Below are 17,325 nucleotides of genomic sequence, written 5' to 3'. Positions count from 1 at the left end.
CGAGTAAAAACGAAAGACAAGCAAGCACAACGCCTTCGACAATCGAAGGCGCTGTACGGATAAATACTGAGAAGTGTTGCTTCATGAAACTTGCTGACAAAAAAATCTACCTCGCCTCCAAGAGTCCCCGCCGGCGCGAACTGCTGCGCCAGATCGGCATCGATTTCGAATTGCTGCTCAACGACAAGGAAGTCGACGAGCAAGTCCTGCCGAACGAGAAGCCGGCCGACTACGTCGCCCGCGTCACCCGCGACAAACTGCTCAGCGCACGCCAGACCATGCTGTACCGGCAATTGCCGATGCGCCCCATCCTGTCGGCCGACACCACCGTGGTGGTGGACGACCTGATCCTCGGCAAACCGGCCGACGTCAGGGAAGCCGTCGAGATGATCACGCGCCTGTCCGGCCGCACGCACCAGGTGCTGACCAGCGTCGCGGTGGCCTTCCAGGAACAGATGTGGCAGATCACGCAATATTCCGACGTCGCCTTCGAAGCGCTGACCGACGACATGATCCGCGCCTACTGCTCGACCCAGGAGCCGTTCGACAAAGCCGGCGGCTACGGCATCCAGGGCCTGGCGTCGATTTTCATCAAGGACATCGCCGGCAGTCATTCCGGCATCATGGGCCTGCCGCTGTTCGAGACCGCGCAATTGCTGCAGAAGACCGGCATGCGCATCTTGCCGCAAGCCACATTGTGAGCTGCAGCGGACGGCTTCCCTATCCGTCCGCGCCAGCCCTTTCCAGCATTCACCATTTTTAGGGTCACCAGACCATGAACGAAGACATCCTGATCAACATCACGCCGCAGGAGACGCGCGTGGCGCTCATCCTGCAAGGCGCGGTGCAAGAGCTGCACATCGAGCGCACGCTGTCGCGCGGCCTGGCCGGCAACGTATACCTCGGCAAAGTCGTGCGCGTGCTGCCCGGCATGCAATCCGCCTTCATCGACATCGGCCTCGAACGCGCCGCCTTCCTGCATGTCGCCGACATCTGGGAAGCCAAGCCGCATGATGGACAGCACGGCCAGCATGGCCAGAGCGCGCCGCAGGTCCCGATCGAAAAATTGCTGTTCGACGGCCAGACCATCACCGTGCAGGTGATCAAGGATCCGATCGGCACCAAGGGCGCGCGCCTGTCGACGCAGATCTCGATCGCCGGCCGCATGCTGGTGTACCTGCCGCAGGACAAGCACATCGGCATTTCCCAGCGCATCGAGAACGAAGCCGAACGCGAACTGCTGCGCAGCAAGGTGCAGAGCCTGCTGCCGCCGGAAGAAAAAGGCGGCTTCATCATCCGCACCATGGCCGAAGACGCCTCCGATGCCGACCTGCAGATGGATGTCGAATATCTGCGCAAGACCTGGGCCAGCATCATCGCCCAGACCAAGACCAAACCCGCGCCGACGCTGATGTACCAGGACCTGAGCCTGGCCCAGCGCGTGCTGCGCGACTTCGTCAGCGACGACACCTCGAACATCCAGGTCGACTCGCGCGAGAACTTCCAGATGCTGCAGGAGTTCGGCACGCTCTACACGCCATCGGTGCTGCCCAAGCTGATGCACTACCGCGGCGAACGCCCGCTGTTCGACCTGTACGGCGTGGAAGAAGAAATCGAACGCGCACTGGGCCGCCGCGTCGACCTCAAGTCCGGCGGCTACCTGATCGTCGACCAGACCGAAGCGATGACCACCATCGACGTCAATACCGGCAGCTTCGTCAACGGCCGCAACTTCGACGACACCATCTTCAAGACCAACCTGGAAGCCGCGCACGCGATTGCGCGCCAGCTGCGCTTGCGCAATCTGGGCGGCATCATCATCCTCGACTTCATCGACATGGAAAACCTGGAGCACCGCAGCGCCGTGCTCTCGGAACTGAACAAGGCCTTGCATCGCGACCGCACCAAGATTTCGGTGTCCAATTTTTCGGCGCTGGGCCTGGTGGAAATGACGCGCAAGCGCACCCGTGAGTCGCTGGCGCATATCCTGTGCGAGACTTGCCCGGCCTGTAAAGGCAGGGGCCAGGTCAAGACTTCGCGCACGGTCTGCTACGAAATCCTGCGCGAGGTGCTGCGGGAGGCGAAACAATTCAACCCGCGTGAATTCCGCATCTTGGCGGCGCAGGTGGTGGTCGACATGTTCCTCGAAGAAGAATCGCAGCACCTGGCCATGCTCGGCGACTTCATCAAGAAGCCGATTTCACTGCAGGTGCAGACCGATTATCAGCAGGAGCAGTACGACATCATCCTGATGTAAGAGGCGGGCCGGAAGGATGGCCCGAATCAGGCGTGGAATGGCCGATAACAACGCATGACAGCGGTTGTCCCTGCGCTCGTCCTTGCCCATAATCAGCGTCGTTGCGGAGATCCCAGATCCCCACCTCCTCACCTTGATTATGTCCAGACAGCGCCGCCATGATGCCATCCGTTACTGTAGCCTCCTCTCTTCCCGATCTCCTTGCCCCCGGGCTTGACCTCGTCTTCTGCGGCATCAATCCAGGCCTGCGCGCAGCGGCGAGCGGACACCATTTCATGGGTAGGAGCAATCGTTTTTGGAAGACCGTGCATCTGTCCGGCTTCACGCCCGAGCTCATCGATCCGCTTGATGATCGCAACATTCTCGATCATCGCTGCGGCCTGACGACTGTGGTCGAGCGGCCGACTGCGCGGGCCGATGAGTTGCTGCGAGATGAGTTCATTCGTTCCGCCGAAACACTGCGAAACAAGATGGAACAGTTCAAGCCGAAGTGCCTGGCGTTCCTGGGCAAGCCTGCCTACCAAGCGATGACGGCACAGCCGAAAGTTGCGTGGGGAAAGCAGCCGGAAAAATTCGGCGGCGCAATGGTGTGGCTCCTGCCGAATCCCAGCGGACTTAACCGCGGGTTCAGCCAGGAGATGCTGGTGCAGGCGTACCGGGAATTGCGCGATGCGCTTGACCACGCAAACTTTGACGCGGTTTTGAACAATCCCGGCCTGAAACCAGCGGCATAGGCCGATTTATTGCATTTACAGCAACTGCCGTTTACCCCCGTTTTACAAGCAGCGCCGGTCATTTAGGGCGGCCCTTGCATTACAATGTGCGGTTTCTCCGATTTGCGGCCTGACCGCGTCCGCCAGGGCGCAATCAGGCCCGCCAAGGACCGCCTGGATGGTTGTATTCACCTCTGTCGCCGTATTCCTGTTTTCCGCCATCGCTCTGGTGGTGGCGAGCGGCTTTTCGCTGGGCGCCGCGTTGCTGGCGTTGGGGGGAATGGCGCTGCTGTTCAGGCGGCCGGCGGGATGGTGGATGGCGCCCCGGGACTGGGCGCTGGCGGGCGTGCTGGCGGCCTATTTCCTGATCAACGTCGCCGCCAATCTGTTCCATGGCGCACCCGCGCGCGACTATGACGCGCCGCTGCGTTTCCTGCTGGCGATTCCCGCTCTGCTGTTGCTGCTGGCATGGCCGCCGCGCGCCGCGGCGTTCTGGTCCGGACTGGCGCTGGGCGCGATCGGCGCGGGATTGCTCGGCGGCTGGCAACTCCTGATGGACGGCGTATTGCGTCCTGGCGGCTCCACCAATCCGATTCAATACGGCAACATCAGCATCACGCTGGGCATCCTGTGCCTGTGCGGATTATCGTGGGCGAAACAGCAGACACATGCGCGCGCGTGGACCGGAACACTCTGCATCGGAGCCGCCGCCGGCGTCGCCGGTTCGCTGTTGACCGGCAGCCGCGGCAGCTGGCTGGCCTTGCCGGTATGCCTGGCCATCTTTGCCTGCACGCAGGGGAGCGCTCTCGGCAAACGCCTGGCGGGCGCCGCCGCGCTTGCGCTATGTGCGATCTCCGTCGTACTGTGGGTGCTGCCGCAATCGGGATTGAAAGCGCGCATCGAACTGGCGTTCTCCGAGGCCGACGACTATGTCGTCAGGGGCAACGCCGATTCGTCCGTCGGCGCGCGCCTGGAAATGTGGCGTACCGGCATCGCGATGTTGCCGGGGCACTGGCTGGCGGGCTGGAGCAAACAAGGCATGATCGAGCGCAAGGCCGAGCTGGTGCGCCAGGGTCTGGCGGCGCCGTCGATCGAAGAGCATACCCATCTGCACAACGAATACCTCGATGCGCTGGTCAAGCACGGCCTGCCCGGTTTGCTGGCGCTGCTGGCGCTTTACCTGACGCCGCTGGCGCTGTTCGCCCGCCGTCTGCGCGACGGCGACGGCGACGGCGCGGCGCGCAGCTACGCGCTGGCCGGCACGCTGCTGACGGTGGCCTACCTGACATTCGGCCTCACGCAGGCATTTTTGACACACAATAACGGCGTCATGATTTTCGGCTTCATGACGGTCATCCTGTGGGCAAGCTTACGCACCCGCGAACGGCTGACCGTGGCATGATCGCCCCTCGTATTTCCATTTGCAGCAATCAGTAAGGAACAACATGCTTTTGTCGCACAACATGAAGAGGCTCGCCGCCTTGCACTGGCCCCACAAGAAACGCCTCGCCATCGCGTTCCTGGCCATGATCGTCACGGCGGCCACCGAACCGGTGGTGCCTTACATCTTCCAGGTGTTGCTGGACAAGGGCTTCGTCGGCAAACCGGCGTTCTCGCTGTGGCTGGTGCCGGTGGCGGTGATCGGCATCTTCTTCATCCGCGGCATCGCGACGTTCACCAGCTCGTACATGATGACGTGGGTGTCGACGCGCATCCTCAATGAACTGCGGCGCCAGATGTTTGCGCGCATGCTGGATCTGCCGATCAACTTTTACGCGACCAACACGGTCGGCAAAGTGATCAATTCGATGATGTTCGAAGTGCAGCAGATCATCGACATGGTGACCAAGGTATTCACCTCCATCGTGCGCTCGGCGCTGACGGTGCTGGGCCTGCTGGCCTGGCTGCTGTACCTGAACTGGGTGCTGACCATTGTCACGCTGGTGCTGCTGCCGCTGGTGACCATCGTCGTGCGCACCACCGGCAAGCGCCTCAAGAAACTCAACCGCGATTCGCTCGCGGTCAACGCCGAACTGACCCAGGTCATCGAAGAAACCACGCGCGCGCAGCAGGTCATCAAAGTGTTCGGCGGCCATGACTACGAAAAAGGCCGCTTCCACGAGCGCGCCGAAAACCTGCGCCGCTACACCATGCGCATGACCACGGCGTTTTCGGCGACAGTACCGATCACGCAGTTGATGACCGCCTGCGCAGTCGCGATCGTGATCGTGATGGCGCTGATCCAGTCGGGCAACGGCCAGATCACCGTCGGCGGCTTCGTCTCCTTCCTCACCGCGATGCTGATGCTGCTGGCGCCGCTCAAGCAATTGGCGGAAATCAACGGCCCGCTGCAACGCGGCATGGCGGCTGCCGAAGAAGTCTATATCCTGATCGACAAGCCGACCGAACGCACCGGTGGCGAAACGCTGAGCGCGCGCAGCACCGGAAAACTCGACCTGATCGACGTCGAGTTCTCTTATCCAGGTCATACCCAGTTGGCGCTGCAAAAGATCAACTTGAACGTGCAACCCGGTGAAACCATTGCCTTCGTCGGCATGTCCGGCGGTGGCAAGTCGACACTGGTGAGCCTGATCCCCGGCTTCTATTCCGCCACCGGCGGCCAGATCCTGCTCGACGGCAAGCCGATCGAGTCGATTTCGCTGATCAGCCTGCGCAATCAGATCGCCATGGTCAGCCAGAACACCGTACTGTTTGACGATACCCTTGCCGCCAATATCTCGTACGGCGACGCCCAACCCGATCCGCAACGCGTGCATGCGGCGGTGGTGGCGGCGCATCTGACCGATGTCGTCGAAGGGATGCCGGAAGGACTGGCAACCCGCATCGGCGACAACGGTTCGCGCCTGTCCGGCGGCCAGCGCCAGCGCGTGGCGATCGCACGCGCGATCTACAAGGACGCGCCGATCCTGATCCTCGACGAAGCCACCTCCGCGCTCGACACCGAGTCCGAACGCGCCGTGCAGGCTGCATTGGACCAGTTGATGGAAGGCCGCACCACCTTTGTCATCGCCCACCGCCTGTCGACCATCGAACGCGCCGACCGCATCGTGGTGCTGTCGCACGGCCAGATCGTCGAGGTCGGCAGCCATCAGCAGTTGCTGGCCAACGAAAGCGTCTACGCCAATCTCTACCGTCTGCAATTCTCCCAACAAGCCGATTGACTCCGCCGAGACAACAACAAACGTCAACCATGCCCCAGACACTGATCCCGCCAGCGCTGCTGAAGAAGTCGGACAAGATCCTGTTCATCGCCCATCTGGCGCTGGGCGACTTCACTTACCTGCAGAATTTCTTCCAGGCCTTCGCACGCGCCAACCCGCATCTGAAAGTCCATCTGTGGGTTGACGAAGTGCGCCGCACCAGCGACCCGGCACAGTGGAAGCATCTCGAAAAATATTCGCTCTACGACTGGGTCGCGGCTTGCCCGTTCTTCGACAAGATCTACACCCGCACTTACAGCCCGGCGCTGTACCAGGAGTCGATCGAGGAAGCGCAGCGCGAACACTATCCCATCGTGGTGTCGCTGGCGACGCTGCGGCCGCACCTGTACGCCGGCCTGGCGCGCAGCATCAGCCCGGACGGGCTGGCGATCGGCATGAAGAAGCGCGTCAAGTTCTACCAGCCGCACCATCAACTGGCCTATCGCAAGCTGAATGCATCGATCCCGCCGTACACTGTCGACCGCGCCAATCCGCAACACATCAGCGATGTTTATGCGCACTGGTTCAACCAGCTCAGCGGCCTGGAAGTCGGCGCAGCCGAGCGCTTCCCGTTCGTTGAAATTCCGCAGCAGTGGCGCGACTACGCGCAAGTCAAACTGGCGGCCTGGGGTTTCAAATCGGCGGATGGCAACACCGGTAAGCTGGTGTTCATCAATCCTTACGCCAAAACCAAAAAGCGCTGCTGGCCGCTCGAGCATGTCGCCGAACTGATCATCGCGATGAAGAAGCTGGACGCCTGGCGCGACAGCAGCTTCATCGTCAATGCCGTGCCGCAGGAGCTGGAGCACGCACGTTCCGTCATCAGCGGCTACCAGCTGGAGCGCACCGAACTGTTCAGCGCCGAAGAGAATTTTTTCCAGTTGCCGGCCATCCTCGAACGCTGCGACCTGATCATTTCGGTCGAAACCGCCGTGATGCACCTGGCCAACGCCGTTCACGTCCCGGTGATTGCGCTGATGCGTCAGAAGAATCCGGAATGGGTGCCGATCGATCGCGCCAACAGCACCGTCATCACCGCCCCCAACCGCCGCGACTGGGTCAAGGCCGTCACCGTTGAACAAGTATTGAAAGCCATCCAATGAATCAGCTCGTGAATCAATCAGTGAGTCAGCAAGCCGCGCCCGTGGGCAGCAACGGCAAGCCATCGTTCCACATTGCGTTCTGTGTCGACAACAATTATTTTCGTGCCATGGGCGGCACCATCTCGTCCATCATCGACAACAATCCGGGCCAGCATTTCACGTTCCACGTGCTGGCGTTCGAGGTTTCCGATGACCACCAGCGGCGCCTGAAGAAGCTGGAAGAAATGTATCCGGTCAGCACCCAGCTGCATCTGCTCGACCTGAGTTCATTTACGCAGTTTTCGCATTTCATCGGCCACTCGCATTACTCGCTGTCGATCTTCACGCGACTGGTGATTCCGACTGTACTCAAGGGACAAACCGACCGCGTGCTGTATCTGGATGCCGACATCCTGTGCGTCAACAAGCTTGATGAAATGGTCGACATGGACATCAGCGGCGACATCGCCGTGGTAGTGCCGGACGCGCCGGTCACGCTGCAGCGCCGTGTCGCCGCACTGAAGCTGAAGCACAACGAATACTTCAACGGCGGCGTGATCTTCATCAACATCGACAAGTGGATCAGCGAAGACATCACCCAGCAGACGCTGGATGCACTGCTCGACAGCAAGACGGACATGCGCTTCAACGACCAGGACGCGCTCAACATCGTGCTTAACGGCCGCGCGCGCTACATCTCGCCGCGCTGGAATTACCTGTACGACCTGATCCACGATCTGAACGTCAACAAGTTTGCATTGCGCCCGGTCGGCAAGGCGGTGTTCGTCCATTTCGCCGGCGCCGTCAAGCCCTGGACCGACTGGAGCGGCCACGACGCGCGCCATCTGTTCCGCAAGTATCTGTCGCTGACGCCGTGGGCCGACATGCCGCTCGATCCGGAACCGAAGAACACCAAGGAAATGCGCATGCACTCGCGCTTCATGTACCGCCAGGGACGCCCGCTGGAAAGCCTGAAGTGGTATATCCGGTATCTGCGCAAGCGCGCCGCCAAGTAAATATCGTCCTCGTCTACAGAACAACGCTACCTGATCCGCCGATAGAATGCCCATCACCAGCAAACACATACTCATCAGTCGCCAGGACAACATCGGCGACGTTATTCTGACGTTGCCGATGGCCGCGCGTCTGAAGCAACTCAATCCCGGCGTCCGCATCACAATGCTGTGCCGCGCCTACGCGGCGGAGGTGGTGCGCTACTGCACGGACATCGACAACGTCGTTGAAATTGAACGTATCGAAAACGATCTGACCGGTTATTTGAAACGATCGGACATCGACACTGTGATATTGGCGCAGCCGGACCGCGCCCTGGCGATTGCAGCGTTTCGTGCGGGCATCCGTCACCGTATCGGCAACGCACGGCAGAAGGTATATCAATTGATTTACTGCAATCGCCGCGTACGTTTCAGCAAGGGGTTATCTGAAAACCATGAGGCGCAGATCAATTTTGAATTTCTTCGCCCGTATGGTGAGAATCACATTCCAGATCGCACTGAGATACCTTCGTTCTATCACTTTAGTATTCCGGCCGATGCTGCGAGCACCGAGCATCTCAAGCCCTATGCATTTAATCTGGTTCTGCATACAAAATCGAATGGCCACGGACGTGAATGGCCGATTGAATCGTATCTGGAACTCGCGCAATTGTTGGCCTCGCGACCGGAGGTGCATGTCTGGCTAACCGGTAGCAAAGGCGAAGGAGAATGGCTGAACGAAAATGCGTCGGACCTGGTCCGACTTCCGAACGTCACCAACATCAGCGGCACCCAGACGCTTGCGCAGTTAACCAGTTTCATCAATCAGGCTGACGGCCTGATCGCCAGCGGCACCGGCCCCTTGCATCTTTCTGCCGCAATCGGTCAGCGTACTTTAGGCTTGTTCCCGCCGACACGTCCCATGCATCCTGGTCGATGGGCCGCCATCGGCAGACGCGCCAGCAACCTTTGCCTGGCTGAAAGTGGATGCGATGGCTGCAGCCGACGCGATAAAATGACTTGTGATTGCATGCGCCTGATTACGCCAGCAGCAGTTCTGGAAGTTGTAGAAAGCTGGATCGCGGACAAATCTCCGACAGTCGCACAATAGCTGGAAAAATGAAAAAATTGAGCACCGGGTGACGTCTCAGACAGCTCGCCATTGCATAGTCTGCACGTCGGGCAACGCATCTATGACACGGCCCAATGTAATTTTCTGCACCCAATCGTCACGCCCCTCCGTCATGACGACACGGCTGTTTTCCTTGTCAATCGGCATCCATTCCGGGGTCAGTTGCCGCATCAAGGCAATGACGGGCACATTAACTGCATTTGCCAGATGCATCACGGCAGTCTCTACCGAAATGATCAGATCACATTGCTCCAAAATCGCCGGCAGCTGAAAGAAATTGTCTCCGGCGCTGAACAGAAAGACATTCGATTTCACGTTCACGCGTTCCAAAGTCTGTTTCGTCTCAATCCATTTTTCTGGCACGGTATTAATGACGAAATCACTGCCCCGCCAACCGTCGAGGCACTGAATGGCGGCAATCAATTCCAACGCTTTTTCCACTGACCAGGAACGCTCATCCTGCTTCGAAAAAGCGTTCACAAATACCAGGCGATTCTTGCGTCGCACTTTCTCGCTAAGCCCCCATTGAAACAAACGCTTGCACGCATCCGTGCGCCATGCGTCGGGAATAGTCAGCTGCGGATAACGATCTTCTCGACTAATGTTCAGCCCGAACAGGCTATGAAACCAAGCGGCGTAAATATCGCTGACGTGAGTGGCCCCCTCAGGATAGTCGACGAGGCTTGCACTCAAACGCCCAAATACGCGCCGCTTCATAAAGTCGTAGGATTTGTAGCGTTTAATGATCGCAGCAGTAAAAGCCTTCGGCGCCAGCTTGTGCACCAATCCGGCATAGAAGGTTCGGCGCGACAGGCCGAACGAAATCACAATCGGATAATTTTTCGCGCGCGCTTCGCGCACGGAGCTCCGGAATGCGAATGGACTGTAGGTTTTCTTATAGATGGTGTCGAAATAAGGACTGACTTCCAACCAGTCGAACAAGGAATATTTCTTCAGTCCTGCCCATTGCCGAAAGTCATAGGTGCGCCTAAGTTCATCTACCCAGATATCGATTTTGATATGAGGATAGTTGTTATGAAAAACCTTGAAACAGCTCTCCATATAGGTGAAATCGCCCAGAGCAAGATGCGCCACAAAAAGAATTCTGTCTGCGCCATCTAATACTTGCGGAGGAATCAACTGATCTGTCATGTACATTTAAAAATCTGCCTCGTCGTACGCAGCGACGTCAAGCGTCGAGCAAATCCATTTTTCGCCGAATAATAAAAGCCATAAAAATTGCAATGGACATGACATAAAAGATATTACAGATTCGCCACATGAACATGACATCGACCAAGCCAAAAATAAAATAACCCAAACAAAGACTCAAGCCCATGGCTGCTGCAACTTTTATATCCTGATCGGCATGTCGGATTTCTCTACAAAAATAATAAATCGGAACAAAGTAAGCAGTCAGAATCCCGAGCAGACCAAACAAACCCAACGTTGCCATGTTGTACAAAATCTCGTTGTGTGAATGAGGAAAACCAGCCGCCATTTTCGAAATGATCCCTCGATTTTCCAATGACTTCAGCGCAGCTGGAAAATTATCCTTGCCGACGCCGAAGACAAGGTTTTCCTTAAACAAGACCCACGCCCCTTTCCATAACTGAAAGCGTATCCCGATTGAAGTATCAGGAGTGACTTTGTCTATGTAAAGGTGAATATCATTTTTTGCATCCGAGATTCGTTGTTGAACAATACTGGTTGCACTGGCAGCGAAAATCAGCACAACAACAATCACAGACGATAGCAACACCGTCTTGAACAATTTAATGTTTTTGAACAAGATCAGACAAGTCAGAACAATGAAAACCGGCACCGCGATCCAAGCGCCCCGTGCCTGTGAAAGATAAATGTTATATAGCCCGATCAAGGCGCTCAATATCAGCAAAAATGCTTTGAATTTCGAACGTGTATCGTTCCAGCCTATTGATAGAACCGAAAAAACGGAGAGCAATAACACAAGTTGGGAGTAGGCGATTAGCGGCACGAAATCCACGACAGTGACTCGTGTTTGTCCAAAGCCCGACATGTACGTCAGTTTGGCAGTTGCGAGGACAGCACCAAGCAGGAAAAACCAACGCAGACTCTTAATCAGCTTGCTTGGCAACAACAATCCTACCCAGGTCAGCACACCAAGAAATGCAATTCGCAGTACATTGTCGTAGGCACTTATCTGTATTTTTTGCTCAGACAGCTGGTGAACTAACAGGGCGAACGCCATCCCTCCTGACGCTACAAATATCCAACGCAATTGGAGCCATGCGCGAACAATTGTCGGCTGCGGAACCCATTTCAAGCTGATCGCCGAGCCCAGCGCAATCAATAGCAAAAAGTGATAGCTCAGATTACCGGCCTTGTTTACAACCAAGCCTACTGAGAAAAAAAGTGCAAAGAAAAACCATGGCACGAAAGAATATCGAGAGGCATGCTTCATTAATAATTTCCGTTATCTTTTTATCGTTCTAATATTCAACAACCACCGCTTCCTGTCCGAACGACTCGCGCAGCGACACCTGCAAACCGTCGCTCGGCACCACGCGCCATGCATCCCCCAGCATGACTTCGCAGCCGACGCCCGATTGCACATACTTCATCACGAATGGTAAGCCTTGCGGCTGACGATAGGATGACAGCGCGTCGCGCAGATGCGCCGGATCGACGCCCTTGTTGAGCGACACCACCACGCGCTGGCCGTACTGGATGCGGGCGGCGCCGATGTCCATGACTTTTTCAGCGGAGATGCGCAGGCCGCCGTTGAAGCGATCTTCCGACACCTTGCCCTGCACGATCAGCAACTCGTCTTCCTTGAAGAAGGCCTTGTTCGGTTCGGCCAGTTCGCCGTAGACCGTGACGTCGACCGTGCCGCTGCCGTCGTCCAGCGAGACGATCAGCAGCTTGCCGCGCTGGGTCATCTGCACCCGGATGCCGGTAATGATGCCGGCCATCGAACGCGGGTCGCGCGACGGCTCCAGACTGGAAATCTTGGTGCGCACGAACTGGCGCACTTCCTTTTCGTAAGCATCGAACAGATGGCCGGACAGATAGAAGCCGAGGGCGGTCTTTTCTTCGGTAAGGCGCTGCTTGTCGCTCCACGCACGCACCTGCACGTATTCCAGCGGCGTTTCGAGATCGCTGTCATCGCCGCCGAACAGGCTGACCTGGTTTGCCGATGCCTCCATCTGCTCGGCGTTTTCCCACGCCAGGCCGACAGTGGCTTGCAACACTGCGCGGTCGACGCCGAAGCAGTCGAAGGCGCCGGCACGGATCAGCGAATCGACTGTGCGGCGGTTGATCTGCTTCTTGTCGACGCGCTTGGCGAAGTCGAACAAGTCCTTGAACGGGCCGTCCTGGCGCGCTGCAATGATGGCTTCGATGGCGCTCTGGCCGGAACCCTTGACGGCGCCCAGGCCGTAGCGGATGTGCACGGCCTTCTTGCCCGGCTCGCCGACCGGGATGAAGCGGTAGTCGGACAGATTGATGTCGGGCGGCAGCAGGCTGAGGCCGCAGACGTCGAGCGAATCTTCGACCAGGATCTTGATCTTTTCGGTGTCGTCCATGGCCAGCGACAAGTTGGCTGCCATGAACGCGGCGGGATGATGCGCCTTGAGGAAGGCGGTGTGATACGACAGCAGCGCGTAGGCGGCGGCGTGCGACTTGTTGAAGCCGTAGCCGGCGAACTTTTCCATCAAGTCGAAGATTTCGTCGGCCTTCTCCTGCGACAGGCCGTCCTTGGCGGCGCCTTCGCGGAAGATGTTGCGGTGCTCCGCCATCTCTTCGGCTTTTTTCTTACCCATCGCACGGCGCAGCAAGTCGGCGCCGCCGAGCGAGTAGCCGCCCACGACCTGCGCCATCTGCATCACCTGCTCCTGATACACCATGATGCCGTAGGTTTCGGACAGAATGCCTTCGGTGCGCGGATCGGGATAGTCGAATTTTTCGCCGTGTTTGCGTTTGCAGAAGTCGGGGATCAGGTCCATCGGGCCCGGACGGTACAGCGCCACCAGCGCAATAATGTCTTCGAAGCGGTCGGGACGTGCATCCTTGAGCATGCCTTGCATGCCGCGGCTTTCCAGCTGGAACACGGCGACGGTCTTGGCCTTGGTGAGCAGGTCGTACGAGGCGCGATCGGTCAGCGGCAATCGGGCCAGATCGAAATCGGCCATGTTCGGATCGAGCTGCTTGATGTAGCGCACCGCACGGTCGAGGATGGTCAGCGTGGTCAGGCCCAAAAAGTCGAACTTCACCAGGCCGACGGCTTCGACGTCGTCTTTATCGTATTGCGACACCACGCCGGCGTCGCCGCCCTGCGTGTACAGCGGGCAGAAATCGGTCAGCTTGCCCGGCGCGATCAGGACGCCGCCGGCATGCATGCCGATGTTGCGGGCGATGCCTTCGACCTGCTGGGCCAAGCCCATGAGCTGCTTCACTTCTTCTTCGTTTTCCAGCCGCTCCTTGAGCAGCGGCTCTTCTTCGATGGCGTCGGCCAGCGTGACCAGCTTGCCCGGCTTGAACGGGATCAGTTTGGAGATGCCGTCGCAGAAGTTGTAGCCCAGATCGAGTACGCGGCCGACGTCGCGCACGGCGCCCTTGGCGGCCATGGTGCCGAAGGTGGCGATCTGCGAGACCGCCTCCTTGCCGTAACGATCCTTGACGTACTGGATGACGCGGTCGCGCCCTTCCTGGCAAAAGTCGATGTCGAAGTCGGGCATCGATACGCGTTCAGGATTGAGGAAGCGTTCGAACAGCAGGTTGTATTCGAGCGGATCCAGATCGGTAATCGACAGCGCATACGCCACCAGCGAACCGGCGCCTGAACCGCGGCCCGGCCCGACCGGCACGCCGTTGTTCTTGGCCCATTGGATAAAGTCGGCCACGATCAGGAAGTAGCCCGGGAATTTCATCTTGATGATGGTGTCGTTCTCGAACTTCAGGCGTGCCTCGTAACGAGGGCGTTCCTTTTCGCGACGGACCTCATCGGGATACAGTTGCTTGAGGCGTGCCTCCAGGCCGATCTTGGTTTCGGCCACCAGGAAGTCGTCGATGGTCATGCCGTCCGGCGTCGGGAAGTTCGGCAGTTGCGGCTTGCCCAGCGTGAGCGCCAGGTTGCAGCGCTTGGCGATTTCGATCGTGTTCAGCACCGCGCCCGGAAGGTCGGCGAACAGCTCGGCCATCTCGGCCTGGGTTTTGAAATTCTGCTGCTCGTTGAAGCGGCGCACGCGGCGCGCATTGGCCAGGATCTCGCCCTCGGCGATGCAGGTGCGCGCTTCATGGGCGACGAATTCGTCCTGCGACAGGAACTGGATCGGATGCGTGGCCACCACCGGCAAACCGAGGCGCGCCGCCAATGCGACCGACTGGCGTACCTGGACTTCCATGTTGGGCTGGTTGGCGCGCTGGACTTCGACGTAGAAAGCGCCTGGGAAAATCTCGCTCCAACGCTGGGCGGCGCGCTCGGCTGCCGCCACATTGCCGTTCTCGATGGCGATGCCGACGTCGCCGAAATGCGCGCCTGACAACGCGATCAGGCCGTTGCCGCCTTCATCGTGACGCAATTGTTCCAGCCACTCGGGGCGCAATTCGGCGCGGCCGCGATGCAGGTTGGTGAGCCAGCCACGGCTGAGCAGGTCGCACAGCTGCAGATAACCATGATGGTCCTTGACCAGTAACAGCAGGCGCGAAGGCTTGTCGCGGTCGTCGTCGTTGCTGATCCAGACGTCGCAGCCGGCGATCGGCTTGACGCCCTTGCCGCGCGCGCCCTTGTAGAACTTGACCATGCCGAACAGATTGGCCAGATCGGTGATCGCCAGCGCGGCCTGGCCGTCTTTGGCGGCCGCTTTGACGACGTCGTCGATGCGGACCAGGCCGTCGACGATGGAGTACTCGGAATGGAGTCGAAGATGTACGAATTGCGGTGTAGTCATAGCCCGCTATTTTACCGTGCCGTGACAAGGGACTCGCCCCGAATTTGCGTTTCAAGGGACTTGCAGACGCCCTTCGTTCGCCCTGATTCTGCCACCGGCTTGTTTGATCTGCATCATGGCGGGCGCAGATTGCGCCCGGTGGCCATCGCAGAACCGGCCCGGGGCGTTTATAATGCTGTTAATTCAAAGACTTAGGCAATACCATCATGCAAGAAATGCAACAATCTCAACACACCAGACAAGCGCAACAGACGCAGGAATCCGAGAATTCGTACGTCAACATCGCGGCCTACAAATTCATCACCTTCAGCGACACTGCGGAACAACGCCCGGTGTTTCTGGCGTTTTGTCAAAAACACAATCTGCGCGGCACCGTCATCCTGAGCCCGGAAGGCATCAACCTGTTCCTGGCCGGCAAGCGTGCCGACATTGACGCCTTCCTGAGCTGGTTGCGCGCCGATGCGCGCTTTGCAGATATTCAGGTCAAGGAAAGCTATTCCGAGCACCAGCCGTTCAACCGCATGCTGGTCAAGCTCAAGGCCGAGATCATCACGATGAAGCATCCGCTGATCAAGCCGGAAGAAGGCCGTGCACCCTTCGTCGATGCCGTCACGCTCAAGCGCTGGCTGGACCAGGGCCACGACGACAACGGCAAGCCGGTGGTCATGGTCGACACGCGCAACGCCTTTGAAGTCGACGTCGGCACTTTCGAGAACACCATCGATTACCGCATCAACAAGTTCACCGAGTTTCCGCAAGTCATCGCCGATCACAAGGAAGAGCTCAATGACAAGACCGTGGTGACCTTCTGTACCGGCGGCATCCGCTGCGAAAAAGCCGCGATCCACATGCAGAACATCGGCTACGACAGCGTCTATCAGCTCGAAGGCGGCATCCTCAAATACTTTGAAGAAGTCGGCGGCGCGCATTACGAGGGCGATTGCTTCGTCTTCGATTACCGCACCGCGCTCAATCCGCAACTGCAGGAAACCCAGACTGCACAGTGCTTCGCCTGCCGCGCCGTGGTGACCCCGCGCGAACAGTTGTCGCCGGCTTATGTGCCGGGCAAGTCCTGTCCGCATTGCGCGCCGGAAGCCGCTACCGCAGCAGAAGCAGCGACTGCCTCCGCAGACTGAGTCATCCGGCTCCGGCAAACAAAAAGCCCACCTCGCGGTGGGCTTTTTGCATGGCGGGATGCAACCTGAAACGGACTGCTTATTTCTTGAACTGCGCCGTGGTTTCCGCCACACGCTTGCCGAACAGCTTGGCGGTTTCCAGGTCGCCCGGCAGCGGACCTTCTTCCGGCGACGAGTCCGACGGGCTTTGCGCCATCAGGCCGGAGAAAGAACCGACGAAGTTGATGTCATTGCGCTGGGCCGCCTTGGAATTGGAAGGCATCAGGCCGGTGCCGACCCAGATCATGCTCTGCTGCATACCCAGCGTGAACAGGTAGTGCAGGGTCGACAGCTTGTCGCCATTCATGGTGGCCGAATTGGTGAAGCCGGCGCCGATCTTGTCTTTCCACTTTTGCGTAAACCATGGCTTGGAGGTGGCGTCCGCGAATTTCTTGAATTGCCAGGACACCGAGCCCATGTAGGTCGGCGAACCGAAGATGATGGCGTCGGCGGCGTCCAGCGTGGCCCAGTCGGCATCGGTGATATTGCCCTCGGCGTTGATGGCGATCAGGTCGACGGTGGTGCCTGCAGCCGCTGCGGCGCCGGCCTGGACGGCTTCAGCCTGTTTCTTGGTGTGACCGTAGCCGGAGTGGTAAACGATGGCGACTTTGCTCATGTTGATTTCCTTGTTGTGTGAGTAAAAACCGATGGAAAAACCAGCGAACGCTTGCTGCATCGGCGAGCATAACGCCCCGCAGGGCGTTTGTGCAGTACTTGCGTTGAGTTCATACAAATTTTTTGGTGCTGATTTACACTATATCCAATGGCGTGCCGCAGAATAAGCACTGCATTTTAGACATCTCATTCAAAAAATTTAAAC

Annotated in this window: 13 protein-coding genes; 9 read left to right on the top strand and 4 right to left on the bottom strand. The window is 58.5% G+C overall.

Translation table 11 applies throughout. The features are described from left to right. The first annotated feature begins 83 nt into the window (after positions 1-83). The 8 genes from E4P32_RS12720 (at position 84) to E4P32_RS12685 (ending at position 9,379) form a co-directional block, all read left to right on the top strand. Positions 84-701 (top strand): nucleoside triphosphate pyrophosphatase, encoded by a 618-nt coding sequence (locus E4P32_RS12720; protein ID WP_116436781.1) that lies wholly within the window; start codon positions 84-86, stop codon positions 699-701. A gap of 74 nt (positions 702-775) precedes the next feature. Then, the gene (rng, locus tag E4P32_RS12715; protein WP_116436782.1) at positions 776-2,257 is read left to right on the top strand and encodes a ribonuclease G; all 1,482 of its coding nucleotides are present in this window, start codon (positions 776-778) and stop codon (positions 2,255-2,257) included. A gap of 158 nt (positions 2,258-2,415) precedes the next feature. Beyond that, on the top strand, positions 2,416-2,991 hold the full coding sequence (mug, locus tag E4P32_RS12710) for a G/U mismatch-specific DNA glycosylase (protein WP_167735649.1): 576 nt from the start codon (positions 2,416-2,418) through the stop codon (positions 2,989-2,991). A gap of 157 nt (positions 2,992-3,148) precedes the next feature. Next, complete coding sequence (locus E4P32_RS12705; protein WP_116436783.1) at positions 3,149-4,372, top strand: O-antigen ligase family protein; 1,224 nt, start codon at positions 3,149-3,151, stop codon at positions 4,370-4,372. Positions 4,373-4,415: 43 nt separating this feature from the next. Further along, entirely contained in the window at positions 4,416-6,152 is a 1,737-nt protein-coding gene (gene msbA / locus E4P32_RS12700) for a lipid A export permease/ATP-binding protein MsbA (protein ID WP_116436784.1), read from the top strand. Positions 6,153-6,181: 29 nt separating this feature from the next. Then, positions 6,182-7,294, top strand: a complete 1,113-nt coding sequence (locus E4P32_RS12695; protein WP_116436785.1) for a glycosyltransferase family 9 protein — start codon at positions 6,182-6,184, stop codon at positions 7,292-7,294. Further along, a complete protein-coding gene (locus E4P32_RS12690; RefSeq protein ID WP_116436786.1) occupies positions 7,291-8,289 on the top strand; it encodes a glycosyltransferase in 999 nt (332 codons plus the stop codon). The genes E4P32_RS12695 and E4P32_RS12690 overlap by 4 nt, the downstream gene beginning before the upstream one ends. Before the next feature lie 46 nt (positions 8,290-8,335). Beyond that, positions 8,336-9,379, top strand: coding sequence for a glycosyltransferase family 9 protein (locus E4P32_RS12685; protein WP_116436787.1), 1,044 nt, complete (start codon positions 8,336-8,338; stop codon positions 9,377-9,379). 36 nt (positions 9,380-9,415) lie between these two features. Here E4P32_RS12685 and E4P32_RS12680 read toward each other — a convergent pair whose 3' ends face one another. From E4P32_RS12680 to dnaE, 3 genes are read right to left on the bottom strand one after another with little or no spacing between them, the layout of a single operon-like run. Next, on the bottom strand, positions 9,416-10,558 hold the full coding sequence (locus E4P32_RS12680; protein WP_116436788.1) for a glycosyltransferase family 9 protein: 1,143 nt from the start codon (positions 10,556-10,558) through the stop codon (positions 9,416-9,418). A 31-nt stretch (positions 10,559-10,589) separates the two neighbouring features. Further along, complete coding sequence (locus E4P32_RS12675; RefSeq protein ID WP_116436789.1) at positions 10,590-11,843, bottom strand: O-antigen ligase family protein; 1,254 nt, start codon at positions 11,841-11,843, stop codon at positions 10,590-10,592. A gap of 28 nt (positions 11,844-11,871) precedes the next feature. After that, entirely contained in the window at positions 11,872-15,330 is a 3,459-nt protein-coding gene (dnaE, locus tag E4P32_RS12670; protein ID WP_116436790.1) for a DNA polymerase III subunit alpha, read from the bottom strand. A gap of 215 nt (positions 15,331-15,545) precedes the next feature. Between dnaE and E4P32_RS12665 the strand changes: the two genes are divergently transcribed. Continuing rightward, positions 15,546-16,466: a sulfurtransferase gene (locus E4P32_RS12665; protein ID WP_116436893.1), complete on the top strand. Its 921-nt coding sequence runs from the start codon at positions 15,546-15,548 to the stop codon at positions 16,464-16,466. A 79-nt stretch (positions 16,467-16,545) separates the two neighbouring features. On the opposite strand, the gene E4P32_RS12660 is transcribed toward E4P32_RS12665, so the two are convergent. Beyond that, entirely contained in the window at positions 16,546-17,121 is a 576-nt protein-coding gene (locus E4P32_RS12660; protein WP_116436894.1) for a flavodoxin family protein, read from the bottom strand. Positions 17,122-17,325 lie beyond the last annotated feature (204 nt).

Origin of the sequence: Herbaspirillum sp. 3R11 (assembly GCF_004563925.1) — a bacterium.
Classification (GTDB): Bacteria; Pseudomonadota; Gammaproteobacteria; order Burkholderiales; family Burkholderiaceae_D; genus Herbaspirillum.
Note: the sequence above shows the minus strand (reverse complement) of the source record. Positions and strands in the feature narration are given on the sequence as shown.

Bases quoted from the DNA above. Each gene is read 5' to 3' on its own strand.
- E4P32_RS12720 (WP_116436781.1), top strand. From the start codon at position 84: ATGAAACTTGCTGACAAAAAAATCTACCTCGCCTCCAAGAGTCCCCGC.
- rng (WP_116436782.1), top strand. From the start codon at position 776: ATGAACGAAGACATCCTGATCAACATCACGCCGCAGGAGACGCGCGTG.
- mug (WP_167735649.1), top strand. From the start codon at position 2,416: ATGATGCCATCCGTTACTGTAGCCTCCTCTCTTCCCGATCTCCTTGCC.
- E4P32_RS12705 (WP_116436783.1), top strand. From the start codon at position 3,149: ATGGTTGTATTCACCTCTGTCGCCGTATTCCTGTTTTCCGCCATCGCT.
- msbA (WP_116436784.1), top strand. From the start codon at position 4,416: ATGCTTTTGTCGCACAACATGAAGAGGCTCGCCGCCTTGCACTGGCCC.
- E4P32_RS12695 (WP_116436785.1), top strand. From the start codon at position 6,182: ATGCCCCAGACACTGATCCCGCCAGCGCTGCTGAAGAAGTCGGACAAG.
- E4P32_RS12690 (WP_116436786.1), top strand. From the start codon at position 7,291: ATGAATCAGCTCGTGAATCAATCAGTGAGTCAGCAAGCCGCGCCCGTG.
- E4P32_RS12685 (WP_116436787.1), top strand. From the start codon at position 8,336: ATGCCCATCACCAGCAAACACATACTCATCAGTCGCCAGGACAACATC.
- E4P32_RS12680 (WP_116436788.1), bottom strand. From the start codon at position 10,558: ATGTACATGACAGATCAGTTGATTCCTCCGCAAGTATTAGATGGCGCA.
- E4P32_RS12675 (WP_116436789.1), bottom strand. From the start codon at position 11,843: ATGAAGCATGCCTCTCGATATTCTTTCGTGCCATGGTTTTTCTTTGCA.
- dnaE (WP_116436790.1), bottom strand. From the start codon at position 15,330: ATGACTACACCGCAATTCGTACATCTTCGACTCCATTCCGAGTACTCC.
- E4P32_RS12665 (WP_116436893.1), top strand. From the start codon at position 15,546: ATGCAACAATCTCAACACACCAGACAAGCGCAACAGACGCAGGAATCC.
- E4P32_RS12660 (WP_116436894.1), bottom strand. From the start codon at position 17,121: ATGAGCAAAGTCGCCATCGTTTACCACTCCGGCTACGGTCACACCAAG.